Source organism: Algoriphagus boseongensis (genome assembly GCF_004362805.1).
Classification (GTDB): Bacteria; Bacteroidota; Bacteroidia; order Cytophagales; family Cyclobacteriaceae; genus Algoriphagus; species Algoriphagus boseongensis.
On sequence record NZ_SNYF01000006.1, the window covers coordinates 71,025 to 95,291 of the forward strand.

General features: G+C 41.6%; 21 protein-coding genes. 15 read left to right on the forward strand and 6 right to left on the reverse strand.

The features are described 5' to 3' along the window. Entirely contained in the window at positions 1–858 is an 858-nt protein-coding gene (gene nadC / locus DFQ04_RS07885) for a carboxylating nicotinate-nucleotide diphosphorylase (RefSeq protein WP_133554533.1), read from the forward strand. Here the strand turns inward: nadC and queG are convergent. Then, positions 844–1,785: a tRNA epoxyqueuosine(34) reductase QueG gene (gene queG / locus DFQ04_RS07890; protein WP_133554535.1), complete on the reverse strand. Its 942-nt coding sequence runs from the start codon at positions 1,783–1,785 to the stop codon at positions 844–846. The two genes, nadC and queG, sit on opposite strands and share 15 nt — an antisense overlap. 16 nt (positions 1,786–1,801) lie before the next feature. Then, positions 1,802–2,029 (reverse strand): hypothetical protein, encoded by a 228-nt coding sequence (locus DFQ04_RS07895; RefSeq protein WP_133554537.1) that lies wholly within the window; start codon positions 2,027–2,029, stop codon positions 1,802–1,804. A gap of 235 nt (positions 2,030–2,264) precedes the next feature. On the opposite strand from DFQ04_RS07895, the gene DFQ04_RS07900 reads away from it, so the two are divergent. Both DFQ04_RS07900 and DFQ04_RS07905 read left to right on the forward strand, forming a co-directional pair. Further along, a complete protein-coding gene (locus DFQ04_RS07900) occupies positions 2,265–3,365 on the forward strand; it encodes a vWA domain-containing protein (protein ID WP_133554539.1) in 1,101 nt (366 codons plus the stop codon). A 6-nt stretch (positions 3,366–3,371) separates the two neighbouring features. Next, positions 3,372–4,898, forward strand: a complete 1,527-nt coding sequence (locus DFQ04_RS07905; RefSeq protein ID WP_133554541.1) for a MoxR family ATPase — start codon at positions 3,372–3,374, stop codon at positions 4,896–4,898. Positions 4,899–5,205: 307 nt separating this feature from the next. Here the strand turns inward: DFQ04_RS07905 and DFQ04_RS07910 are convergent, their stop codons facing one another. Further along, entirely contained in the window at positions 5,206–5,568 is a 363-nt protein-coding gene (locus DFQ04_RS07910; protein WP_133554543.1) for a DUF1304 domain-containing protein, read from the reverse strand. A gap of 112 nt (positions 5,569–5,680) precedes the next feature. Between DFQ04_RS07910 and DFQ04_RS07915 the strand changes: the two genes are divergently transcribed. Next, entirely contained in the window at positions 5,681–7,057 is a 1,377-nt protein-coding gene (locus tag DFQ04_RS07915) for a methyltransferase RsmF C-terminal domain-like protein (protein WP_133554545.1), read from the forward strand. Between the two features lie 3 nt (positions 7,058–7,060). Here DFQ04_RS07915 and DFQ04_RS07920 read toward each other — a convergent pair whose 3' ends face one another. Beyond that, positions 7,061–8,257: a hypothetical protein gene (locus DFQ04_RS07920; RefSeq protein WP_133554547.1), complete on the reverse strand. Its 1,197-nt coding sequence runs from the start codon at positions 8,255–8,257 to the stop codon at positions 7,061–7,063. 135 nt (positions 8,258–8,392) lie between these two features. Between DFQ04_RS07920 and DFQ04_RS07925 the strand changes: the two genes are divergently transcribed. Next, positions 8,393–8,791, forward strand: a complete 399-nt coding sequence (locus DFQ04_RS07925; protein WP_133554550.1) for a YidH family protein — start codon at positions 8,393–8,395, stop codon at positions 8,789–8,791. Here the strand turns inward: DFQ04_RS07925 and DFQ04_RS07930 are convergent. Next, complete coding sequence (locus DFQ04_RS07930) at positions 8,788–9,924, reverse strand: P1 family peptidase (RefSeq protein ID WP_133554553.1); 1,137 nt, start codon at positions 9,922–9,924, stop codon at positions 8,788–8,790. The two genes, DFQ04_RS07925 and DFQ04_RS07930, sit on opposite strands and share 4 nt — an antisense overlap. A gap of 106 nt (positions 9,925–10,030) precedes the next feature. On the opposite strand from DFQ04_RS07930, the gene nth reads away from it, so the two are divergent. Genes nth through DFQ04_RS07945 form a run of 3 tightly spaced genes read left to right on the forward strand, consistent with a single transcriptional unit; the run spans position 10,031 to position 13,694 of the window. Further along, positions 10,031–10,702 (forward strand): endonuclease III, encoded by a 672-nt coding sequence (gene nth, locus DFQ04_RS07935; protein ID WP_133554556.1) that lies wholly within the window; start codon positions 10,031–10,033, stop codon positions 10,700–10,702. Next, the gene (gene asnB, locus DFQ04_RS07940) at positions 10,702–12,477 is read left to right on the forward strand and encodes an asparagine synthase (glutamine-hydrolyzing) (RefSeq protein WP_133554558.1); all 1,776 of its coding nucleotides are present in this window, start codon (positions 10,702–10,704) and stop codon (positions 12,475–12,477) included. Before nth ends, asnB begins: the two co-directional genes overlap by 1 nt. Continuing rightward, a complete protein-coding gene (locus tag DFQ04_RS07945) occupies positions 12,474–13,694 on the forward strand; it encodes a glycosyltransferase family 4 protein (protein ID WP_133554560.1) in 1,221 nt (406 codons plus the stop codon). Before asnB ends, DFQ04_RS07945 begins: the two co-directional genes overlap by 4 nt. On the opposite strand, the gene gldB is transcribed toward DFQ04_RS07945, so the two are convergent. Then, positions 13,657–14,661, reverse strand: a complete 1,005-nt coding sequence (gldB, locus tag DFQ04_RS07950) for a gliding motility lipoprotein GldB (RefSeq protein WP_133554562.1) — start codon at positions 14,659–14,661, stop codon at positions 13,657–13,659. The two genes, DFQ04_RS07945 and gldB, sit on opposite strands and share 38 nt — an antisense overlap. A 112-nt stretch (positions 14,662–14,773) precedes the next feature. Between gldB and DFQ04_RS07955 the strand changes: the two genes are divergently transcribed. The 7 genes from DFQ04_RS07955 (at position 14,774) to DFQ04_RS07985 (ending at position 24,265) form a co-directional block, all read left to right on the forward strand. Continuing rightward, positions 14,774–15,778 (forward strand): radical SAM/SPASM domain-containing protein, encoded by a 1,005-nt coding sequence (locus DFQ04_RS07955; RefSeq protein WP_208110520.1) that lies wholly within the window; start codon positions 14,774–14,776, stop codon positions 15,776–15,778. A gap of 106 nt (positions 15,779–15,884) precedes the next feature. Continuing rightward, complete coding sequence (locus DFQ04_RS07960) at positions 15,885–18,467, forward strand: SLBB domain-containing protein (RefSeq protein WP_133554564.1); 2,583 nt, start codon at positions 15,885–15,887, stop codon at positions 18,465–18,467. Next, the gene (locus DFQ04_RS07965) at positions 18,467–19,534 is read left to right on the forward strand and encodes a GumC domain-containing protein (RefSeq protein WP_133554566.1); all 1,068 of its coding nucleotides are present in this window, start codon (positions 18,467–18,469) and stop codon (positions 19,532–19,534) included. Before DFQ04_RS07960 ends, DFQ04_RS07965 begins: the two co-directional genes overlap by 1 nt. A 13-nt stretch (positions 19,535–19,547) precedes the next feature. Next, positions 19,548–20,840, forward strand: a complete 1,293-nt coding sequence (locus DFQ04_RS07970) for an oligosaccharide flippase family protein (RefSeq protein ID WP_133554568.1) — start codon at positions 19,548–19,550, stop codon at positions 20,838–20,840. Then, complete coding sequence (locus DFQ04_RS07975) at positions 20,824–21,750, forward strand: glycosyltransferase family 2 protein (RefSeq protein WP_133554570.1); 927 nt, start codon at positions 20,824–20,826, stop codon at positions 21,748–21,750. The genes DFQ04_RS07970 and DFQ04_RS07975 overlap by 17 nt, the downstream gene beginning before the upstream one ends. Beyond that, positions 21,741–23,144 carry an O-antigen ligase family protein gene (locus DFQ04_RS07980; RefSeq protein WP_133554572.1) on the forward strand — a complete coding sequence of 468 codons (1,404 nt, stop codon included), beginning with the start codon at positions 21,741–21,743 and terminating at the stop codon, positions 23,142–23,144. The genes DFQ04_RS07975 and DFQ04_RS07980 overlap by 10 nt, the downstream gene beginning before the upstream one ends. Then, entirely contained in the window at positions 23,141–24,265 is a 1,125-nt protein-coding gene (locus DFQ04_RS07985) for a glycosyltransferase family 4 protein (protein ID WP_133554575.1), read from the forward strand. The genes DFQ04_RS07980 and DFQ04_RS07985 overlap by 4 nt, the downstream gene beginning before the upstream one ends. Positions 24,266–24,267: the final 2 nt, after the last annotated feature.

The following is a 24,267-nucleotide window of genomic DNA, read 5'->3' on the forward strand; positions in this document are numbered from 1 at the left end:
ATGAAACCACCCTATTTAACTCCACAGGCTATTGATCACTTTATCCAAACCGCCCTGCAGGAGGATATCGGACCTGGTGATTATTCTTCTTTAGCCTCCATTCCTAAAGACAAAATGGGCAAAGCCCGCTTGCTGATTAAGGACAATGGAATTATTGCCGGTTTAGAATTAGCCGAAATGATTTTCAAAGCTGTGGACGAGTCTTTGGAGGTTGAATTTTTGAAAAAAGATGGAGATGAAGTAGTAGACGGAGATGTTGGTTTGATCGTAAAAGGACCCTCTGCCTCTATCCTTACATCAGAACGATTGGTTCTCAATTGCCTTCAACGAATGAGTGGAATTGCCACCAAAACCCATCACCTTACCCAATTAATCCGGCATACCAAAGCGCGATTGATGGACACCAGAAAAACTACTCCGAATTTCCGATTGATGGAAAAATGGGCGGTTTTCATCGGAGGAGGAGTAAATCATCGCTTTGCTTTATATGATATGGTGATGCTAAAGGATAACCATGTAGACTTTGCAGGAGGAATCAGAAAAGCGATCGAACGTACTCAGCATTTTTTGGCTGAAAAGGGCTTGGATCTGAAAATAGAAGTAGAAACAAGAAATCTTGATGAGGTCAGAGAAGTTTTGGAAGTAGGAGGAGTGGAATACATCATGCTGGACAATATGGATTATGCCACCATGAAAGAGGCAGTAAGGCTGATAGATGGCAGATATTCTACAGAAGCTTCTGGAGGAATTACGGAAGAAACTCTAGCCGAAGTGGCAGCTTGTGGAGTTGATTACATTTCCATGGGCGCTTTGACCTATTCTGTCAAAGCCTTAGATATGAGCCTAAAGGCCTTTTGATTGTAAAAAATCAACATTCCTTTTGATTCCCGATAATTTGGTTCGCTTTACGGCTGACTTGGAAAATACCCGCTTAAAGGTTTCCTCAGTCATTTCGATCCATTCCTTATTGGTAAATGCCGAAAGTTCGGAATTCGGGGAAAATCTGGTTTCCTGATGAGGCTTCGAAAACCTATTCCATGGGCAAACATCCTGACAGATATCACAGCCAAAAGCCCAGTTCTCCATTTTCCCTTTAAATTCATCAGGAATAGCCTCTTTCAATTCAATTGTCAAATAAGAAATACATTTCGAGGCATCAATCACCTCTGGCTGAACAATCGCATCTGTAGGACAGGCATCGATACAAGCTGTGCAAGTACCACAATAATCTTTAGCTAAAGGCGTATCAGGAGTCGCTTCCAAATCGATAATCAGGTCAGCTAAAAAGAAAAAACTCCCCATTTCTCGGTTTAAAAGCAGACTATTTTTTCCAATCCAACCCAATCCTGCTCTTTGGGCCCATTGTCGCTCCATTACCGGAGCCGAGTCTACAAATGAGCGCCCATTAATTTCTCCGATCTCTTCCCGCAAAACTTCCAAAAACTCATTCAGCTTATCCCGAATAACGATATGATAATCTTCCCCATAAGCGTATTTAGCAAGCTTGAAATCCTCAGATTGGTGAGGTAGTTCCTTTTCTGGAAAATAATTATAAATCAGGGAAACGACCGTTTTAGCTCCTTCCACTAGCTTAGTTGGGTCCAGTCGCTTATCAAAATGATTGGCCAGATAGGCCATTTTACCATGGTAATTTCGATTGAGCCATTCCTCCATTCGGGGAGCTTCAGACTCCAAAAATTCCGCATTGGCAATTCCGCAAAAGTCAAATCCCAAGCGCTTTGCGGTGGATTTAATTATTAAGGAATGATTTTCGGCGGAACTCATAGCCGAAATTTAGGCATTATTCCATTCTTTTAAGATCAGGCCTATCTTGGTACCACTGCTCTTCAAAGCTTTCTTCAATCTGAACAGGAGCCGCAAGGACAGCCCAAACCATCCAGATAATTAAAAATGGACAAGCCAAGAAAATCAGCCAAATCAAGAAATGCGCTATATTCAGTTGGATTAGCGTGACAAATACAATCAATAACCCGGTCACGATCCCAACAGAGGTAAGGTAGTTTTTCATCTGTCAATATTTTGATTTCTTATGGTTAGACGGAATCTTGCATTCAGGCTAATTCTAAAAATGTTTTACCTGCATGAAATCCTCGATTTCATCTTTTCCTTGAATTTTATCTCAAATACTAAACTCCCCAGCCCCTGACTTTGTTAATCTCTCAACAAATCCTAATTCTAGTCCTTGATACCTGATTTCAAATTCCAAAATCTTGTTTCTTGCATCTAAGGTCTAGCGTCTATCTATGAAAGGCTTTCGATTTACACAATATATTCCTACTCAGGACCCTGAGAAAAACACGTTTGAGAATCTTCTGAACATTTTCCTTCAGTTGGTGACCATGACCGGAGGTGATGTGGCAGAGGCTTTAAGCTGGCTGACTAACCTGGATAAACGATACAATATGACCAATCCGAATTACGGGATTGGGGATTTTATAGAAGACCTAAAAACCAAGGGCTATCTCACCGAGGAAAACCAAAAAGGAGAATTCAAAATCACCGGGAAGGCTGAACAAACTATCCGAAAGAGTGCCTTGGAGGAGATTTTCGGGAAACTTAAAAGAGGAAAATCCGGGCAGCACAAAACCACCCATTCTGGAATGGGAGAGGAAAGAGGTACAGATCGAAGGGCTTATGAATTTGGGGATAACCTGGACCAAATTGCGCTTACCGACTCCCTGAGAAATGCGCAAGCCAATCACGGCTTTAGCGGAGATTACTTGTTGACAGAGGATGATTTGGAAGTGGTCGAAAATGAATTTCGCTCCCAAACTTCCACGGTTTTGATGATCGACATATCCCATTCCATGATTTTGTACGGTGAGGATAGAATTACCCCAGCTAAAAAGGTAGCGATGGCCTTGGCAGAATTGATCAAAACCCGATATCCTAAGGATACCTTGGATATTATTGTTTTTGGAAATGATGCCTGGCAAATAGAAATCAAAGATTTGCCTTATCTGCAAGTTGGGCCATACCATACGAATACGGTGGCGGGTTTGGAACTTGCTATGGATTTACTCCGAAGAAGAAAAAATCCCAATAAGCAGATCTTTATGATCACCGATGGAAAGCCCACTTGTCTCAAAGTCGGAATCAAATACTATAAGAATGCCTTTGGTATTGACAGCAAAATATTGGCAGAAACGCTCAAGTTGGCAGCTCAGTGCCGAAAATTGAAAATCCCAGTGACGACCTTTATGATCGCCTCGGATCCTTATTTGAAAGAATTTGTAAAGGAGTTTACCAAAGTCAACAACGGCAATGCATATTACAGCAGCCTAAAAGGCCTTGGCGACCTCATTTTTGAAGATTATAGACGAAACCGAACCAAACGCTTCTAAACCCACATGGACTATAAAAAACTAAGCGGAAAAGAACTTACCCACATTAAAACCCTTGGACAGCTCAAAGCTTCCGGCTATCAGCCCAAATCAATCAAGGAGGAACTCCGAGATAATTTGATCCAAAAAATCAAAAACAAAGAGAACGTCTTTGAAGGAATCTGGGGCTATGAGGATACCGTAATTCCGGATATAGAACGAGCTATTTTATCCCGGCACAACATCAATCTACTCGGACTTCGAGGTCAGGCGAAAACGAGAATTGCCAGAATGATGACTCATTTGTTGGATGAATATGTTCCTGTAGTTTATGGCTCTGAATTAAACGATGACCCACTTCATCCTCTTTCCACCTTTGCCAAAAATCTGATAGAGGAAAAAGGAGATGATACTCCTGTGGCTTGGTTGCATAGAGAGGACCGGTATACCGAGAAACTTGCAACTCCTGATGTATCGGTTGCTGATCTTATTGGAGATGTGGATCCCATCAAAGCCGCCACTATGAAGTTAAGCTACAATGACGAGCGGGTGATCCATTACGGTCTGGTTCCACGGTCTAATCGCTGCATTTTTGTTATCAATGAACTCCCTGACTTACAAGCTAGGATTCAGGTGGCGCTATTCAATATTTTACAGGAGGGCGATATCCAGATCCGAGGCTTCAAACTCCGACTTCCTTTGGATATCCAATTCGTATTTACTGCCAACCCTGAGGATTATACCAACCGGGGAAGCATCGTAACTCCACTAAAGGACCGAATTGAAAGTCAAATCATCACGCATTATCCCAAATCAATCGAAATCGGAAAAAGGATTACCGCACAGGAAGCCAATCTGGAAGGGAAGCCAGTTGAGCAAATCCATGTGCCTGAGTTGATGAGAGACCTTATCGAGCAAATCGCTATCGAAGCCAGAGGATCTGAATTTGTGGATGAAAAAAGTGGTGTGTCAGCTCGATTGACGATTTCTGCTTATGAAAATTTGATTTCTGCAGCAGAAAGAAGGCTTTATCTGAATGGTGAAACCAACACGGTAGTGAGGATTGCCGATTTGATCGGAGTGATTCCGGCGATTACCGGAAAGGTGGAGTTGGTCTATGAAGGTGAGCAGGAAGGTGCTGGACTTGTAGCTTATAATCTGATTGGAAAAGCTATCAGGACTCAGTTTGTCAACTATTTCCCTTCTCCGGAGCAAAAGAAAAAGGACAAAAATGGCAATCCTTATGTCATTCCATTGGCGTGGTTTGGAGAAGGAAATGAACTGGATATTCTAGCCTCTCAATCGGATAAGGAATATAAAACAGCACTTCATGCAGTTCCTGGACTGGAAGAAGTAGTCACCCAAATGGTCAAAACCCTTCCTGAAAAAGAAAAGGAATTCTTTATGGAATTTGCCCTTCATGGACTTGCTGAATATTCCCAGCTGAGCAAAAAGCTTTTGGATACCGGTCTCCAGTTCAAAGATTTATTTAGCTCCATGTTTGATATGGGCGCTGAAGATGAGGATGACTTTGATGAAGATGATGATAACTAAAAGAAGGGGCTTCGGCCCCTTTTTTTAGCCGTATTAGGTTTGGATTCCTTTTTATTTTAACTGGAATTGGCTTTGAGCTCCTTTTATTTTACCGTACCGAGCTTCGACTCCGTTCAGCCTGTCAGTACCTGATCTGAAGCCAAACAGTTATCCTAACCTTAAGCCTGCCAGTCACTCTTTTCTAAAACTTAGAGGTCACCCTTCGACTCCGCTCAGGGTGACTATCCAAATCACTGGGTACTAAAAAATTCATCTGTGTAGATCTGAGAAATCTGTGAGAAGTTTCCATTTATTAGGGCCTTCGCGGTTAAAACAACAATTTCAAAATAATTCCGATCAAAGCTGGTAATCCCTGCACATAGAAGATTTTTTTACTTGCTGTAATCGCTCCAAAAATCCCGGCAATCAAAACGCAAGTCAAGAAAAATAGGGCGACCTTATCCGCCCAAACTGGATCCGTGATAACCAATGACCAAACTAATCCAGCCACCAAAAACCCGTTGTATAAACCCTGATTAGCTGCCAGAACTTTTGTCTTTGGAAAAATTTCTTTGGGCAATTGTCTAAAAATCTTCCTACCTGTGGTTTCCCAAGCAAACATCTCAAACCATAGAAAATACAAATGCAAGGCAGCAATCAAGCCAATGATGATGTTAGAGAGGAGTTCCATGGATTCGATAGTTTACTTTCAAGATAAGAAATTTTGAAGTAGGCAGAATGCAGTGGGCAGTAGGGAAAAATCTGAAAACTGCATACTGCTTTCTGATCACTATCTTTGCCTCATGTCCGAAATCCAACTGCCAGCCGAATTTGAATCCCAAATGAAAGCCCTATTGGGAGAACAGGAGTTCGAACTTTTTAAAAAGGCAATTAATCAAGCTTCTCAGACTTCGATAAGGATAAACCCCACTAAGCCATTCACAAACTCATGGGTTAAAAGGCCGGTTCCTTGGTCTAATCATGGATATTTTCTAGAAGAAAGGCCCAGTTTTACTCTTGACCCTTTATTTCATGCTGGGGCATATTATGTTCAGGAAGCCTCTTCCATGTTTATCGAGCATATTCTTAGAAGCCTTGAGATTCCTAAAGGAGTTTACTTGGACCTTGCAGCAGCTCCCGGAGGCAAAAGCACTTTACTTGCAAGTTTTTTAGGGGAAGAAGGATTGCTGGTAGCCAATGAAGTAATCCAATCCAGAGCCCAAATCCTCAAGGAAAATGTAATCAAATGGGGAATGGGAAATGTAGTGGTGACAAACAATGACCCAGATCATTTTGAGTCATTGGAAGGTTTTTTTGATTTGGTGCTGGTAGATGCTCCTTGTTCAGGAGAGGGAATGTTCAGAAAAGATCCAAATGCCAGAGAAGAATGGTCCTTAGATAATGTCCAACTATGTTCAGCTCGTCAAAAGAGAATCATGGACAAAGCAGGTGCTTTGGTAAAAGGAGGAGGCTACCTGATCTATTCTACCTGCACTTTCAATGAGAAAGAAAATGAAGACATGATTCGGTTTCTCACTGAAGAATTTGCCTTTGAACCGGCGCGAATTGCCTTGGATCCTGAGTGGAAAATCGTAGAAACAAGTGTGGAAACAGAAGAAGGCACTTTTTATGGGTATAGATTTTTCCCCCACAAAGTAGAGGGAGAAGGGTTTTTTATCACGGTGTTAAAACGACCGGACTCTGCCTCCACCCAAGATCCCGGAAGAATCAAGGATTTCAAACATCAGGTTTTAAAGTCTTTAGGAGCCAAAGAAGGACAGGCCTTGGAGGAAGAACTTGGATTTGATGGACATGGGAAATATTACACCTTGAACGACTCCTTTTTCCGCATTCAAAGTGACTTTTACCGGTATTTTGAGAAAATCACCCAAGTATTGAATCTCAGGTATTTTGGTGTGGAGCTAGGAAAAAAGCAAAAGAATGAATGGATTCCTTCTCATGAATGGGCCTTATCCAATTTGCCCAAAAACCCATTTCCAAAGCACGAACTGAATTTGGAAGAAGCGCTAGACTTCCTGAGAAAAAACGATCAAGAATTTGAGCATTTACCCTTGGGTTGGGTATTGATGACTTACCAAAATCTTCCCCTTGGCTGGGTGAAAAATTTGGGGAACAGAATCAATAATTACTACCCAAAAGAGTGGAGAATTAGGATGTAGGAATCAATCCTTAATAAACTCAAATCGAGCCCATTTTTTCCGATGACGAAGGTCGTTGCCTGCACCTAGGAAAGGTGATAAATAGGTGAGTTTTTCAACCCGAACTTCATGAATTCCTGATCCCAAATGGTCTATGGGCAATTGTCCCATCAAGGCAGCCTGTCCTGTATGTCCTGCTTGAACTGGCCTCCAATCCGCAATGCTTACCAACGAGTCATTCAAAAATATCCTAAACTGATCCTCGTAAGAATCCACTTTCTCCCAGGAAATACTGTCATGGGGTAGCAGATTGTTTATTTTTGAAATGGAATTTTGCTCCCGGACATAGAGTGGAAGATAAATTTCTATCTTTTCCTTCTCTACCCGTTTTTTGGTAGTCCAGACTCTGGCAAAGCGCTTTTTATCTGAATTAAACTCCTCAAAATAACCTTGATCATTTGGCCACTCAAAGTCTTTTTCATTCAAATTAACTTGGATTTGAAATGCAGAAAAGCCTTTTAAATCCTCTGAAATGAAGGGTGCAGAAATAACTATCAATACCAAAGAGAAAGAAACGAAAGCCCATTTCCCCAAATTACTTTGGTAAACAGCTCCAATTGTACCGCTCATACTTTTTCCAATGTTATCCTTTAGGTTACTGGTTTTTCCAACAAAAGAAATTAGAGCTAAAAGGATAATGGACAACATAAAAATCACATAGACCACTTGAAAGTCTAGATTGAAAACCAAATAGATTCCAATCAAAGCCATTAAATAAACAGTGATTGTAAAGATAGGTACCGCAACAGTGATAGGGAAACCATAAAGCATGCTACACCATCGCTCAAGCTTTATCAAATAGACATTTGGATGTGGATAATCTACGGATTGAGAATATTTAAACAGTTTTTCTTTGATGACGCCTTCTGGAAATGCATAGGTAATTCCCAACATTCCCGCCCAGATAAAGCGCATAATCAAATGGATAACCAAAAAGATTTTAAAAACAGTGATGATAAGGGAGAAATAAACCAGAATCAACTGAGCTGGAATCTGCTCCAGACCATAATCCTGAATCAGAACAACAGAAAAATCAAATAGTCGGGAAGGAATAATAAATAAAACAGCCAAAGTAATCCCCGAAATAATCACTTCAGGCTCCCAACTATTTCTCTGAAGATGTTCTAGCCAGGTGAGGTCTTTATGCTTTTCGGTATCCATTAAAAGTTTCAGTTAAATCACTTTAACAAGATATTGAATAAAAAAATCACTACCCGACATATGAGAAAATTAGAGAGAATCAATTGAAAATCTTTGTACCTTTTTCGAGTATCAATTGAATATCTCGGTAACTCTATGGACCCACTCCAAAATCCTGCTGAAAAAAAATCCACCCCTAAACTATCCATTAAACAAGAAAGGAATCGGGCCACCTTTGAAAGACTTCAACTTGCGTGGGTTAGAACCAGTTTAAGTTTCATGGTTTTGGGGATTGGGGTATATGAATATTATTACAAAAGGAAAGAAGCAAACCAAGGCGCAATTGTCCAATTACTCAATGGAAAAATTATTGCCGTGGGACTTTTCCTTGCTGCTTTAATTCTCTTAGGCATGTCCTTTTATCAACACATACAAACTACCAAATCCTTAAAATCCACCCATCCTGACACACGATTTTCCTTAGCTTCAGTGCTGAGCATTTTTTTGTTTTGCCTTGGAATGATTCTGGTAATTGCTGCAATAATAACTGTCTAGTCTAATCGATTGGAAGATGACATTTTTAACATCTCCAAAACCTTTTCTTTCGGCAATGCTTCAACCTTCCTCCCCTCTTTTCCAAGCATAGTTTCTGCCGCAAAAAGAGAATTTATAATGGCCTCCTCCGTGGCCTCAATGACTGCAAGAAATAGAGACGTCATGTCATCATTTGCTAAAAATTCACCTTTTATGAGCTGCTGAGAAGGATTAGAATGAGGAATTCTCAGATTCGGATTGGTGGAAAAAGCAATCACATAATCACCCGAACCATTGGATGCTATCCCCCCGGTCTTTGCCAAACCCATCATTGCCCGCTGAGCCATTCTTTCCAGATTTCTCTCCAATACCGGTGCATCCGTAGCCACCACAATCATGCAACTTCCATCGGATTTTTCTAAAGCATCTTTAAATGGATATTTCCCCAACTTTTGACCCACTGGAATTCCTGCAATCTGAAGGTTTCCTCCAAAATTGGTCTGAACCAAAACCCCAACTGTGTATCCTCCTAAAGACTCGGGTAATTTTCTTGAAGAAGTCCCAATTCCCCCTTTCCAACCAAAGCAAACTGTACCAGTACCTGCTCCCACATTCCCTTCTTGAACCTTTCCTTCTGAAGCGTTTTGAATTGCCCGAATCACTTCCTCGGCTGAAATATGCATTCCTCGGATATCATTCAAGAATCCATCATTGGTCTCTCCGACTATGGCATTGACCGATTGAACCTGTTCATTCCCTGATTGAGCAAGGGTATGTTTGACTACGCCTTCGATCCCCGCTGCCACACTCAGCGTATTCGTTAAAATGATCGGAGATTCCAGACTTCCCAATTCTTTTACTTGAGTCACTCCTGCCAACTTCCCAAAACCATTCCCTACAAAAATGGCCGCTGGAACCTTCTCTTGGAAGATATTCCCCTCATGAGGTAAAACTGCGGTTACCCCAGTACGGATAGATTCTCCCTCAATTTTGGTAAAATGTCCAACCTTCACTCCAGTAACGTCTGTGATAGCATTTAAGGAACCGGTAGGTAAAATTCCAAAATGAATTCCCAATTCTCGAGGGCGGCTTTGAGCCGTTGAATTTTCCATAGTGAAAACAAAAACACTGAAAACTAAGAGTAAATATCTCATGAAATTGGAGGTTTAGGACTAAAATTTACATTTTCATCCTACTGACTATCGGTACAATTTTCCAATAATAACTATCTTACGAGGCCTATCCAATAATCTTAAAAACATGCTCAAAAAACAACGCTACGAGGCATTTATTAAGCATTTTTCTGAAAATATGCCTGTAGCAGAAACTGAATTGGAATACGAAAACCCTTTTCAGCTCCTGGTTGCAGTGGTTCTTTCAGCCCAATGCACTGACAAGCGGGTGAATATTGTGACTAAGGAATTATTCAAGCATTTTCCAACGCCTGCACATTTGGCGGCGACCCATTTCGATGAACTTTTTCCCTACATCCGATCCATTTCATACCCAAACAATAAAACCAAACACCTGATTGGCTTGGGAAAAATGCTGATGGAAGATTTTGGGGGAGAGGTCCCTTCTACTGTAGATGAACTCACCAAACTGCCCGGTGTAGGAAGAAAAACGGCCAACGTGATCACATCAGTAGTTTGGAATCAGCCCAATATGGCTGTGGATACGCATGTTTTTCGGGTTTCCCGAAGATTGGGCTTAGTTCCAATGACTGCCAAAACCCCTTTGGAAGTAGAAAAACAACTAGTGAAACATATCCCCAAAAACTATATCCACGTCGCACACCACTGGTTGATTTTGCACGGAAGGTATGTTTGTCTGGCTAGAAGGCCGAAATGCGAGGAATGTACCCTAACACATTTCTGTAAATTTTTTGAGAAAAATCACGGTAAACCTGTTTTGGAAGATCAAGAAAGCTAATGTGTGGAATTCATTTAATTTGGGGTAAAGGGGCCAATAAAGAGGCAATTGAAACTCTTGTCAAAAGCTCTAGGCATAGAGGTCCTGACCAAGAAGCTATTTTTTCTCCTTGGCTGGGATTATGGATTGGGGTAAACCGTCTCAAAATTCTTCATCCAGGACCTGATGCAGATCAGCCATTTTGGTCTCCAGACGGAACCAGCTTGCTCATTTGGAATGGAGAAATCTATAATTTCAAGGAGCACCGAAGATTTCTGGAAAAGATGGGGGTGAATTTTATCACCCAATCCGATACGGAGGTCCTTTTGCATTATTTGAAATATTTTGGATCAGAAGGGCTTAAAAAATTAAATGGCATGTTTTCCCTGATTTATGTGGATTTGCTCCAAAAATCAGTTTTAGTGGCAAGGGATCGAAATGGAGAAAAACCTCTCTTTTTCTCCCAAAATCCGGATACTTTGATCATCAGCTCAGAGACTAAGGGAATCGCTCAATTGAATCAATCTGAAATCGATTTTGAGCAAATCCACCCCTATTATTATTTCAGAAATCCATCACCTGGAAAGACCTTCTTTAAAAGTATCCGGGAATGGAAGCCAGCCAGAGTAAGTAGCATTTCTCAGCATTCCACCTTTAGATGGGATACTATTCCTTTACCCAAGAAGGCCAATTCGAAGCCTTCTTTTTCTTCATTTAAAGAAACTCTCGGGGAGATAATTTCTAACCAGTTTCATGCAGATGTTCCTTTGGGAATGATGCTTAGCGGAGGGGCGGACAGTTCTCTTTTGTATGCTACCTGGTATCGGGAAACGGGCACCCCTTTGCCTGCTTACACCATTCAGGTGGAAAAGAAATACCGTAAGAAATACGCTGATGGGGATTTTGCTCAAAAATTTGTCAAATCCTTTCCTGCAAAACATGAGCTTATTGAGGTTGACCAGACTGTCTTCTTAGAAAACTGGGATGAGTATATCCAATCCGCGGATCAGCCCATAGGCGACTCTGCTGGGTTTCTGACTTGGATGATCGGGAAAAAAGCAAAAGATGAGGTGAAGGTTCTTGTCTCAGGAGCAGGAGCAGATGAACTTTGGGGAGGGTATCGAAGACATGAAGCTTTTCAGGAATACCTTAACCGAAAGGATTTTTGGGTTAAATGGGCTCCGCTTTTAAGTCAACTTCCTCTGGGAAGAGAATTGAAAAAAATGACTACAGGCATAGATTCCGATCCTCGGAAAACCATGCTCAATTTTTCCGCCTTGGAAAACCCAGACCCGGAATTGCTGGAGGATTATTCAAGAATTTTCAACCCAAAATATCCTGAATTCAAACAGTTTCTAGATTTTGACCGGCAATTCTATTTGGTGGAGGATATCTTGAAAGTTCAGGACAATGCCCTCATGGCTCATGGAATCGAAGGTAGATCACCTTATCTGGATTCAGAAATGTTGGCGATTTGGAAGGCAGTGGACAGCAATGAATTGTTACTGGGAAAAGTTTGGATCAAGGAGGCTTTATCCGAAATGGGTTTAAATCTGATGGCTGAAAGAAAAAAATTTGGTTTCGGACTTCCGCTTCAGGAATGGCTGAGTGAAAATGGACCTGTTGCTAAACGGATTTTTTCTACGCTCACAGAGTTTGCAAAAAAGCACCAAAACTCACTTCCTGCTCCAACACTTTCTCTTTGTCTAAAGCCGGAATCAAAAGTGAAATCCCATTTTTTGACGATCTTTAATTTATTCCTTTTAGCTGAATGGATTCAGCTCCAGCAAAGATGAAAATCTATTATATCCACCAATATTTTCGAACCCCTGAACAAGGGGGAGCAGTCCGCTCTTACCACTTGGCTAAAGGTTTGGTAAAATCGGGAATAGAAGTAGAAATCATCACGGCTCATTCGCTTCCTGACTACGATCAGCGCTGGATTGATGGGATAAAAGTTCATTATCTCCCAGTACCTTACGAGCAGAAGTTTGGCTTTCTGAAGCGGATTTGGGCTTTTTGGAACTTTGTGTTCCTTGGAAGAAAACTGCTTAAAAAACTTCCCCGTCCGGATTTACTTTACATCACATCCACTCCACTGAGTACAGGATTGCTTGGTCTTTGGGTCAAGAAGAAAAAAGCCATTCCTTACATTTTCGAGGTAAGAGATCTATGGCCAGAGGCTCCCATTCAAGTTGGTGCGATTAAAAATTTTCTACTTATCAAATGGCTAAGGGCACTGGAAAGAAAGATTTATTCGGGGGCAATGAGTTTAGTGGCACTTTCTCCGGGAATTGCAGTGCATCTCAAAAAAATCACTCCTGAAAAAGAGGTGGCACTGATCCCTAATTTTTCAGATTTAGATCGATTTTATCCTATGGAAAAGCCTGGTGAATTAGAGAAAAAACTACCGCTAAAGTCAGGATTAACCATTGCTTACACCGGAGCCATTGGTTTGGTAAATGCCGTGGATGAATTATTGAAGCTGGCAAAAATGGCCAAGGAAAAAGGGAAAAATTGGAATTTCCTGATTATGGGCGAGGGAAGTCATCTTGATCTATTAAATGAAAAAACCAAACTCTTGGATTTGGGTCAGGTCCATTTTATTCCCTTTGGGCCAAAAGAAAAAGTCAACGAAATCCTCAATTTGGCTGATTTTGCCTGGATTTCATTTGCTCATTTTCCGGTGCTGAAAACCAATAGTCCGAATAAATTTTTTGATGCCCTTGCAGCCGGAAAAGCCATTTTGGTTAATCACAAAGGCTGGGTTCATGACTTGGTCAAGTCTCACCAGTTGGGAATTCCATTTCTCCCAGGAAAATGGGAAAAGGCTTTCCAAAAGTTGGAGGAACTGGAAAGCAATCCTTCAGAAATCAAAAAAATGGGTCAAAAATCCCGAAAATTAGCCGAGACCTATTTTTCAAAAGAGATTGCCGTTGACCGATTGGTTGAACTAATCCAGCCTAAACCCAAGCCTATTCAATCCGGCGGGGTCGATATCCGGACTGCCTGAATATTTGCTCAGCATTCGATTCCATCATTAAATCAGGTAAACTCACATCCTGATTGATCTGGTAGTCATCCACGATATTCCACCCCATCCATCTTCCCAATCTTCCGGGAGCCTTGGTACTGATCGCATCAGTAAATGGAGCCTCTCCGATATACTTTCTGATTTCGAAGGGATTGGTTTCAAATAGGAGTTCATTTTCCACAAAATGTGACCAAATGTATTCCTCATTCGCCCAGCATTCGTCAATTTCCTCAGGAGTGTAGCCAATGATATATTGATCTGAGGTGCAAGGCATAATGGCTTTGACAAAATGATAGGCTTTCCCGTAATAAATCATCTCAGAAAGGAGATTAGTTTCTGCGGGATTTGTCTGATTGTATCTTGAAGAAATGGCCAAGACAATCATGGGAACCAAATATTCCCTCTCATAGCGATCGGCCATATACCGAGGAATGTCCGGCTGAAATTCATGATCCTTGGGTAAAAAATAATCCAAGCCAATGACGATCATATTTTCATTGATCAGCAAGTCAGAATTGAAGCCAGAGACAAAAGTGTAAACCTTTGGAGTCTTGAAATCGGGAAAATAATGCTTGATGTACTTGAATGAATTTTCAAGTTCGGTCTGAAGAGCTGAAATGTCTCCAAATTCAACCATTACTGAATCATAGAGTACCTGCATCGCAGAATCCTGATTAGCCAGGAAAATGGTATTCGCTAAGGAATCCACTGAGGGATAAAGATCTTGCTCTAGATAATCCTTGGCAAAATCAGGATATTTTTCAAGAAGGAATTTCACCTCTTCCATGCTTTTTGCTTCGAAAAATTCCTTTTCCAATCGGACCAATTCTACTTCAAGAGTCTGATCAAGAATATCCTCATCAAGCGCACAAGTGACTTCTTTTTTCCCACAGGAAAAAGAAAATACCAATGCCACTAGAAAAGAAAAGGAAATAATTCTGCGCATAAATCAAGGATTTGAGGGACAAATTAAACAAAGCATCGGGAATGAAACGAGTAAATCTGGGGATTGGTGCATCAGGATTTTATCCTCATGGTATTTCAGGTTATTTTTCAGCGTGAAAAACCAATGGATCACAGCAAAAGCATTTTTTCTCTACCTCACACCTAAAAAGGTGAGTAATTTCTTTTTGTTGAAATTATCTTTTTACCTAAGCAGGCTAATTGGAAAGCCTATCATGTGGGCAAAACCTACTACGCTGAGCATTGAGCCAACTACCAGCTGCAATCTCCGCTGTCCTGAATGCCCTTCTGGCTTACGGTCTTTTACCCGACCCAAGGGGATGCTTCAGGAGAAGCTTTTTGAGCAAGTCATAGCACAGGTAAAAAGTCATCTGACCTGGCTCCATCTTTATTTTCAAGGCGAGCCATTTCTTAATCCCCGATTTTTAGAGATGGTGAGAATAGCAGATTCCAACAAGATTTTCACTTCCACCTCAACCAATGCACATTACCTGAATGAAAAAAATGTGGAGGAAGTCTTATCCTCTGGCTTGCGTCAATTGATCGTATCCATGGATGGAATTTCCCAAGAAGTTTATGAAAAGTACCGGATTGGAGGAAGTCTGGAAAAGGTTCAAAAAGGACTTCAACTTTTGTTGTCAGAAAGAAAAAAGGCCAAAAGGTCTTTCCCAAGAGTGATTTTACAATTTTTGGTCACCGGACAAAACGAACATCAAATTCCAAATTTGAAGGAATGGGCTAAGGAAATCGGCGTCGATGAGCTCCAGCTGAAATCAACCCAGATTTATGGGTTTGAGAATGGCTCCGAACTCATCCCATCAGATTTGGGGTATTCCCGCTATATCCCGGATGGAAACGGGAAATGGAAACTCAAAAAAGCACTTGAAAACAAATGCTGGAGAATGTGGCAGGGGGCTGTGTCCACTTGGGATGGAAAAATTGTGCCTTGCTGTTTTGATAAAGATGCCCAGCATGTCATGGGTGAACTTACCCTTCAGCCTCTGGAGAAAATCTGGAATTCAAGTACTTATCAGGCTTTTCGATCCCAACTTTTAAAAGATCGAACTGAAATTGAGATTTGCAGAAATTGTACTGAATAAGACCGGAAAAAGGGGGAAATTAGCCCGAGATTTGGTAGAATTAATAAATTGATGGATTTTTAACTCCTAAATTGCCCGATCAAACACCCGGAACTTCCTTTTACTCATGATTTTATCCAAAAGACTTTGGTACTTTTTTATCCTCCTGTGTGCGCTGACTTGGTCCAGTCCAGAAGCCTATTCCCAACAAGTCCAAGACGTTACCAGCATCAAAGTAGATGAGCTTACAGATGCACAGATTGAGGAATTGGTGAGAAGAGCACAGGAAGCTGGTTTAAGCACTTCCGAATTTCTTCAAATGGCTCAGCTAAGGGGAATGCCTTCAGTGGAAGTAGAAAAATTACGGAGCCGAATTGAATCCCTGAACTTAGATGCTGGCACAATGAGGGAATCAAATGTTTCCCGTAGGGATCCAAGAAAACAGGTCGATTTAAACCAGATCACTCAAGGCTTGATTCAAGCCCAAGAAGTAATTGAAAACCCGACTTCAGGGGAGATTTTTGGTTCCAATCTCTTCTATCAGAAAAATAGAAGACTCAGTTTCGAGCCAAGCCTAAACCAAGCCACTCCAAAAAGTTATGTTTTAGGTCCTGGTGATTTGGTCTATGTAGATATCTACGGCCAGTCTGAAAAATATTACGAGGCTACAGTTAATCCAGATGGAGCCATTCTTTTGGATAATATCGGTCCAGTTTCCGTTTCTGGAAAAACCATAGAAGAAGCTACCGGAATCATCAAAGGTAGAATTGCCAGATTTTACCCCGGGCTTAGTGGCGCCAATCCGAGCACCTTTCTTCAGGTCACTTTGGGAAATGTAAGAACAATCAAAGTTCATATTCTCGGCGAGGTAAGACTTCCGGGAACCTTCACTCTTAGTGCCTTCTCCACAGTTTTCAACGCTCTCTATGCCGCTGGAGGTCCCAACGAAAATGGCACCATGCGTGCAATCAAGCTTATGCGAAACAATAAGCAGGTAGCAGAAATTGATGTCTATGAGCTATTGATCAAGGGAACAGCCAATTTGGATCTGCAACTCCAGGATCAGGATGTGATCTTGGTTCAGCCATTTTTATCCAGAGCCAAGGTTACCGGAGAAGTTAAACGTCCTTTGACATTTGAGGTAAAGCCGGATGACAATTTGGAAGATTTGATCCGATATGCCGGAGGATTTACCGATTTGGCTTTTAAGGACCGTATCGCCATAGCCAGAATTACCGGAAATCAGCGGTCTGTTTCTGACGTATACCAAAATCAGTTTGGGATGTTTATCCTAAAAGGAGGAGACGAGGTAACGGTGGGAAGAATTTTAGATCGATATTCTAACCGGGTCCAAATCAAAGGAGCAGTCTTCCGCCCTGGAACATTCGCTCTTAGTGAGGGACTTACTTTAAGTCAATTGATCAAAAATGCTGATGGCCTAAAAGGCGATGCCTATACCCAAAGAGCAAGCATTTTGAGAACCAAAGATGATTTTAGCTCTGAGGTAATCGAGGTGAATTTGAAAGCCATCTTAGATGGGACAAATTCGGATATCAAGTTGCAAAGAGAAGATGTGATCCGAATTGCCAGCATTTATGATATCCAAAATGAGCGCTATGTTCAGATTTTGGGTGAAGTGAAGCGACCTGGAACTTATCCATTTTCTCAGGGAATGACTCCGGAAGAATTGATTTTGTTGGCAGGGGGACTTCAGGAGTCAGCCAATACTCAAGACATTGAAATTGCAAGAAGATTGGAAGACGCAGATTTGGGAACCTTAGCGGAAATTATTCCCGCTTCAGTTAATCCCGATCTTTCCTCCAATCCAAGCTCTCCAACCTTGCAGCCTTTTGACCAGGTAATTGTGAGAAAAAGAGCAAATTTCAATATGCAGCGTTTGGTGGCAGTGGAAGGCCAAGTGAATTCTCCTGGGATTTTTGCTATCGAAACCAGCGTGGAGCGAATTTCAGATCTTGTAAAGCGAGCTGGTGGTTTGAACCAATTTGCCTACTCCAAAGGGGCAACCCTAATCAGGAGAACAGAATTTTTCAATACGGAATCTGAACAGATTCGAAGGCAGAGAAATTTGGAAGCACTCAGGCTAAAATTGATGGAGGATCCCAATAATTCTGAAGCTCAAGAAGAGCTGTTGAGAAGACTATTCAGAGATCTTCCAAAGGAAAAAGAAAATCCAGTGGATACCACTTTATCCGCAGTCAAGCGGGAATCACTGGATCAAATAGCTTCTGAAACACCAGGATTTGCCGTAAAAATCAAAGAATCCGAAGCAGTAGCAATCAACTTGGAGAAGATTCTTTCAAACCCAGGATCAGAAGAGGATTTGCTTTTGGAGGAAGGTGATATTCTGACCATTCCAAAACTTCTTCAAACAATCAGAATGCGTGGAGACGTGGTTTATCCTACTACGCTCAGATACGAAAGTGGAAGAAGTCTGAAACATTACATCAACAGTGCTGGAGGATTTGAGCGCAGAGCAAACCGCAAGCAAACTTATGTAGTCTATGCAAATGGGGCAGTGAAACGCACCAAAGGCTTCTTGGGCATCCGTAACTATCCTTCAGTGGAACCTGGTGCAGAAGTCATTGTTCCTACCAAAGGCCCTCGGGTTCCGCTCCGATTGGGAGAAGTGGTTGGAATTACGACTGGATTAGCCACTTTAGCTTTGGTCATTTCACAAATCAATTGGTAATGACAGAAAATAAGCACTTTTCATCGAATCAATTTACCCTTCGGGAGGTGATCCAAAACCTTCAAGATTGGTTGAAATTTTTCATTTCAAAGTGGAAAACTCTTGTTCTCGCTGGAATAATTGGAATAGGCTTAGGAGCCTTGGGTTCTATTTTCAAAAAGCCGGTCTTTCATGCTGAAACCTCTTTCGTTTTAGAAGAGGGAGATGGTGCATCCATCGGCCAGATGTCAGGCCTTGCTTCTCTGGTTGGAGTTAATTTAGGTTCTTTGGGAGGTACAAGCGGGCTTTTCCAGGGAGATAATATCATGGAACTCTACCGCTCCGACCGAATGCTTGGGGAAACGTTGCTTAGCCCTTTTTCTGAAGAAAAATTATTAATCGATCGGTTTGTAGAGTTTGAGGAGTTGGACCAAAAGTGGGCGTCCAAAGTGGATTTTACTAATCTTGATTTTTCTATTGCAAGGGAAAATTTCTCGGTGACTCAAGATTCTGTAGTGAAAGAAGTGGCCAAATTGATTCGGGAAAGGCAACTTTCCGTAGCCAAGCCAGATCGAAAACTCAGCATTATCCAAGTCAGCATTTCTTCAAAGGATGAGCCCTTTGCCAAGGTCTTCAATGAGACTTTGGTCAACAAGGTCAACACCTTCTACTTTGAAACTAAAACCAAGAAAACCGGAGAAAACCTTCAGATTCTACAAAGCCAGGCTGATTCGGTAAGGGCGATTTTGGATGAAAACATCGGTGCCTATGCCACTGCTCAGGATAGAGTTCCTAATGCAAACCCGCTCCTAAGTACTGCCACCATAGAAAGCCGAAAGCGCCAAATAGACGTGCAAGCCACCGGAGCGGTTTATCAGGAAATTGTCAAAAATCTGGAAATCGCCAAGGTCAATCATCGCAATAATTCTCCTTTGATTCAGATTATAGATTCACCGAGATTTCCCTTGAAAAGAACAGAAATCCGACTCGTCAAGGGAATGGTTTTAGGTGCTATCCTTACAGGATTGCTGGTGCTTTTCACCCTATACTTCCGCAGACTGTATCAAAAGCATGTGCAGGAAAGCTAAACCCTAAGCTGCCATGTTTGAAAAGATTAATCAGCTCATTCCGATCGGAAATTTTATCCGGAATAAATCCATCCAAAATTTCCTGTTTTTGGCAGTGATCCAATCTTCCAATGTGCTGATTTCGATTATTTCCATGCCTTTACTCATCCAAAGTATTGGGGTAGATCAATTTGGATTGGTCAATTTGGCTTTATCCGTAATCATTTTGCTAAATATTTTGGTAGGCTTTGGGTACAATCTCAGCGCACCGAGAGAGGTAGCTTTACTTCAAAAAGACAAAGAGGGACTATCTCATGTGGTCTCCAATGTGTTTTCTGCCAAGTTGATCCTAGCCTTTTTGGCAGCATTTACCATCTTCATCGGGATTTTTGGATTGGGCTTGTTCGAGGAATATCAGACGATTTTGATTTTCTCTGTTCTTCTTCTTTTCTCAGAGGCGACCTTACCCTTGTGGTTTTTTCAGGGGATGGAAAAAATGAAGCTGATTTCTATTGCCAATATTTTCTCCAAGCTACTCTTCCTGATGGGAATTGTGTTTTTTATCCACAATCCTGAGCAAAGCAAATGGGTCAACTTCCTGATGGGTTTTTTTGGGCTTTCCATCAACTTGCTACTTCTGACTTACATCCATTCCTTCTTGGAGATAAAGTTTTACCGACCGGAGTTTTCAGCCATTTGGAAAAGCCTAAAAGACAACGTATTGCTTTTCTTCAGCAACTTGGCGAGTCATATTTCCATCAATGGAGGTTTGATCATTCTCAGCTTTTTTTCTGTGGCAGAAACTTTGGGAATGTACAGCCTTGCTGAGCGAGTCGTGATGGTGCTCCGCCTATTTCCTGCCTTGATCATTCAGGCAGTTTTTCCAAATGCTTCCAAGCTTCACAAAGAGGATCCCTTGGCTTTTTACAGGTTTCTTAAAAAAGTTTATCTGCGTGTTTTATTTATCGGAGCTCTAATCTCCGGAGGAACCTACCTTGCTGCTCCTTGGATTATTCAAGTACTATCTCGATCTGAACTCAAGGAATCTGTTCTTTACTTGCAGATTCTTTCTGCAGTTCCTTTTTTGGCTTGTCTCAATGTGGGAAATATCATTTTGATGTTGGTTGCAGATCTTAAAGAATTGCTTTTCAGGGCAAGCTGGATGATGTGCTTATACATGGTGATTGTTTCGGCATTTCTGACTTCCAAATTTGGGGGGCTCGGGCTCAGCGCGGGGATTCTTTCCACCGAAGTAATCGTATTTCTAATCTGCTTGGTGCTTCTCTACCGGCAAAAACGATCCTTGGTTCATGGCTTTTACTTCTGAGGTATCGGTAGCCATCATAGTGGTCAATTGGAATGGGATAGAATTCACAAAATCCTGTCTCGCTTCACTTCGAAAAGTGGATTATCCAAATTATGCAATCATCCTGGTAGATAATGCCTCAGAGAATGAGGAGGGAAAGCAGCTAAAACAGCTATTCCCAGAAATTCATCTTATTCAAAATCAAGAAAACCTAGGCTTCGCAGGAGGCAATAATGTCGGAATTAGAAAAGCTTTGAAGGAGGGTTTTTCGCATATTTTGCTGCTGAATAATGATACTCTAGTCAAACCCGACTTTTTGGGACAGTTAGTCAGAAAAGCTATTCAAAACCCTAAAACTGGCATTATTCAACCCTTGATTCTCTTTTTACATAACCCAAAAGAGATCTGGAGCGCAGGAGGAAAATGGGTAAAAAGTCTCTCTAGAGCCATTACCCTTGGAGATCGGGAACCTTTGGCGGATTATAGATTCAAAAAGGTAGAGTTGGATTGGGCTACAGGTTGCTGCATGCTAGTCAGTCGAGAAGCTATTCTCCAAGCCGGTCTCTTAAATGAGCAATACTTCCTCTATTTCGAAGACGTAGAGTGGTCCTTGCGGATAAAAGCAGCTGGATTTGGAGTCCAACTCGAGGAAAAATCTGTCATTTATCATGAAGCTGGAGCCTCTTCCAAAAAGAAATCAAATGAAGGAACACTAAGCCCCAAAGTATTCTATTTTCATGTTCGCAATCAATTTTTCCTAGTTCGTGGACAAGAAGGAAACTTTGGAGGAATGATATATCATCTGGGAAGGTTTACGCTTTGGATGATTTATTTTCTATTCAGAGGCCGTTTTCAAAAGCTGAAGGCAGTAGCGAAAGGAATCCGAGACGGATGGGGAATCTCACTTAAACCTGCATCTCGATGGCCTTGATAGTTTTTTTACTTCTTGCTCTGGCTGTTGGGGGAGGATTTTTATGGGTCTCCCAGGAAATGATCTTCAAGGGAAAATGGAGCTACTTTATTTTCTATTTGGCGGCTTTTCTCCCTTTTTACATTACCAGCTTGAGTATAGTTTACTTGGCTACCCGATCTCCGGAAGTAGTCAGCATTTTTCAGATTATCAAAGAATTGGTAGTTCTGATCGCTGTATTGGTATTCCTCTTTTACCAGAAGAAGTTGAGTGATTACCCCTTTAAGCTACAATCAACGGATTGGATGATGCTGAGCTTTTTGAGTTTGGCTTTTATTTATCTTCTTCTCCCAATTGGTCAGGCCTCATTTATTAATAAGGCTTTGTACTTCAAAAGTATGTTGATACCCGGCTTCGTTTATTTCTTGGGTAGAAATACCCGATTTGAGGCTTGGGAGAAAGGCAGGATTTTTTCGATCATTTTCGGGATCGCCATAGCTGCATTTCTTTTCAATTTGGTAGAAAACTACCTACTTGGCGCTCACTTACAACAATTCACGGGGTATGCTTTGTATAACCAGGCTATAAATGACATTGACCCCACAGGAAACTTTGGCCTCACCTGGACCTTTGAAACTCAGGCCGTAACCAAACGATTGGCTAGCTTTTTTTCTGATCCACTAGAAATGGCCAGCTCGGTTTTGATGGGCTTTGCAGCAGGGTTAATCTGGTTTTTGACCACCAAAAAAGAATACCATTGGCTTTACCTTTTGGTCATGGCTTTCAGCTTGGGAAGTTTGGTTTTTTCAGCCTCTCGGGCAGCCTTTGGGGCATTCTTTGTGATGATTTTCTTCATTGCCCTGGTTTTTCGATTGTATAAACTCATCGGTGCTGGATTTATCGCCCTGCTTGGATTTGGGCTTTACGTGGTCTTTTTTGCTTCTGAAGATTTCTACTTTTTTGTACTCGATACCTTGACTTTTGAAAATACCTCCAGCATAGGCCACGTAGTGGAATGGCTTTTGGCCTTGGATTCCATGGTGGGTAATCCTTTTGGAATTGGGCTAGCCATGAGTGGAAATGCCGGAAGCGTTACGGATGACCTCAGGGTAGGAGGAGAAAATCAATTTCTCATCTACGGAGTCCAATTGGGCTGGATCGGGATGATATTTTACATCCTGACCATTGCAACCGGAGTAGTTTTAAGCCTTCGCGTTTTCTACCAAACTGAGGACACTTCCACTGCCAGAATCGCTTTTGTGGGTGCTGCTACCAAAGTCGGAATGCTACTTCCACTCTTCACGGCAAATGCAGAAATGTATACTTATGTAGCATGGCTAAGTTGGTGGATGATCGGGTATAGTGTACAAGAGTATAGTCTTTTGAAAAAAAGTGTTGAAATTGGGGTTGAATGAAAGTCCTACTCGACCTCCAATACCTCAACGTAGCCACCACGGGAATCAAAACCTATATGATGGAACTGGCTAAAGCTGCCAGAAAATATCCTGAAAAAGGAGTAGAATGGATTTTTACGCACGAACCCGAAAAACAATCCAAGGATCAAACTTACCAAGGACTAAAAACCAAAATCCAAAAGCTCAATTACCATCTGGATTATTTCCGATGGAAAGAGTTTCAACTTCCTGATTTAGTCAAAAAGTATAAGCCGGATGTCTTGATTTGCCCGGATTTTGTTTCTCCCGCGGCACCACTTCCTTGCAGGAGGCTTACCGTGATCCACGATGCATTTTTCTGGCAAATGCCTGAAAATTACCCCAAATGGTGGAGAAAATATTTTCTCAGCTTGATCAAGAAAGGGCTTAAGGAAAACACCCAAATCATTACCACCACGGAGTATTCGAAGAATTCTCTGGAAGAACATTTGGGTAAAACCTGGCCTATTTCGGTAATTTACCAAGCCCCAAAAGGAATGCAGGCGGCTACAGATCAGAAATTTTTAGCCAAAAACAAGCTTGAACAGCAAGGTTATTTCCTGCACATCGGGACTTTTGATAAGCGAAAAAGTCTTCCTCTTCTAGTCAGGTCTTTTGCCGATTACCTGAAGCAAACCCAATCCACTAAAAAACTGATCCTGGTAGGTGGTGCAGGTCAAAGCAAGCAAATGAATGATCTTCCGATTGTTGAAAAACTGGTTAAGGAATTAGGCTTGGAAGACATGGTCATCTTGCCAGGATATCTCAATGATGGGGAGATCAAAGCGCTTTACAGTGGGGCATTTGCCTATGTTTTCCCATCGGAAAATGAGGGATTTGGAATTCCGATTTTGGAGGCTATGGGCTTTGGAATTCCGGTGATTCATTCGGACCAGCCGGCCTTAATCGAAGTAGCCGGCAATTCTGGTTTGGCTTTTGAAACTGGAAATCAAAACGACTTGACTAAAAAAATGATACTTTTGGATCAGGAAAATGACCTCAGGAACCAGTTGATCCTTTCAGGGAATGAACGGGCCAAGGAGTTTTCTGCTAAAAAATTTATCGAAGCTTTTCACCAGATTATTCTGAGTTCGCCCCAGTAATC

What these genes read in the sequence shown, in the direction of transcription:
- nadC (WP_133554533.1), top strand. Translation starts at nt 1, where the DNA reads ATGAAACCACCCTATTTAACTCCACAGGCTATTGATCACTTTATCCAA.
- queG (WP_133554535.1), bottom strand. Translation starts at nt 1,785, where the DNA reads ATGAGTTCCGCCGAAAATCATTCCTTAATAATTAAATCCACCGCAAAG.
- DFQ04_RS07895 (WP_133554537.1), bottom strand. Translation starts at nt 2,029, where the DNA reads ATGAAAAACTACCTTACCTCTGTTGGGATCGTGACCGGGTTATTGATT.
- DFQ04_RS07900 (WP_133554539.1), top strand. Translation starts at nt 2,265, where the DNA reads ATGAAAGGCTTTCGATTTACACAATATATTCCTACTCAGGACCCTGAG.
- DFQ04_RS07905 (WP_133554541.1), top strand. Translation starts at nt 3,372, where the DNA reads ATGGACTATAAAAAACTAAGCGGAAAAGAACTTACCCACATTAAAACC.
- DFQ04_RS07910 (WP_133554543.1), bottom strand. Translation starts at nt 5,568, where the DNA reads ATGGAACTCCTCTCTAACATCATCATTGGCTTGATTGCTGCCTTGCAT.
- DFQ04_RS07915 (WP_133554545.1), top strand. Translation starts at nt 5,681, where the DNA reads ATGTCCGAAATCCAACTGCCAGCCGAATTTGAATCCCAAATGAAAGCC.
- DFQ04_RS07920 (WP_133554547.1), bottom strand. Translation starts at nt 8,257, where the DNA reads ATGGATACCGAAAAGCATAAAGACCTCACCTGGCTAGAACATCTTCAG.
- DFQ04_RS07925 (WP_133554550.1), top strand. Translation starts at nt 8,393, where the DNA reads ATGGACCCACTCCAAAATCCTGCTGAAAAAAAATCCACCCCTAAACTA.
- DFQ04_RS07930 (WP_133554553.1), bottom strand. Translation starts at nt 9,924, where the DNA reads ATGAGATATTTACTCTTAGTTTTCAGTGTTTTTGTTTTCACTATGGAA.
- nth (WP_133554556.1), top strand. Translation starts at nt 10,031, where the DNA reads ATGCTCAAAAAACAACGCTACGAGGCATTTATTAAGCATTTTTCTGAA.
- asnB (WP_133554558.1), top strand. Translation starts at nt 10,702, where the DNA reads ATGTGTGGAATTCATTTAATTTGGGGTAAAGGGGCCAATAAAGAGGCA.
- DFQ04_RS07945 (WP_133554560.1), top strand. Translation starts at nt 12,474, where the DNA reads ATGAAAATCTATTATATCCACCAATATTTTCGAACCCCTGAACAAGGG.
- gldB (WP_133554562.1), bottom strand. Translation starts at nt 14,661, where the DNA reads ATGCGCAGAATTATTTCCTTTTCTTTTCTAGTGGCATTGGTATTTTCT.
- DFQ04_RS07960 (WP_133554564.1), top strand. Translation starts at nt 15,885, where the DNA reads ATGATTTTATCCAAAAGACTTTGGTACTTTTTTATCCTCCTGTGTGCG.
- DFQ04_RS07965 (WP_133554566.1), top strand. Translation starts at nt 18,467, where the DNA reads ATGACAGAAAATAAGCACTTTTCATCGAATCAATTTACCCTTCGGGAG.
- DFQ04_RS07970 (WP_133554568.1), top strand. Translation starts at nt 19,548, where the DNA reads ATGTTTGAAAAGATTAATCAGCTCATTCCGATCGGAAATTTTATCCGG.
- DFQ04_RS07975 (WP_133554570.1), top strand. Translation starts at nt 20,824, where the DNA reads ATGGCTTTTACTTCTGAGGTATCGGTAGCCATCATAGTGGTCAATTGG.
- DFQ04_RS07980 (WP_133554572.1), top strand. Translation starts at nt 21,741, where the DNA reads ATGGCCTTGATAGTTTTTTTACTTCTTGCTCTGGCTGTTGGGGGAGGA.
- DFQ04_RS07985 (WP_133554575.1), top strand. Translation starts at nt 23,141, where the DNA reads ATGAAAGTCCTACTCGACCTCCAATACCTCAACGTAGCCACCACGGGA.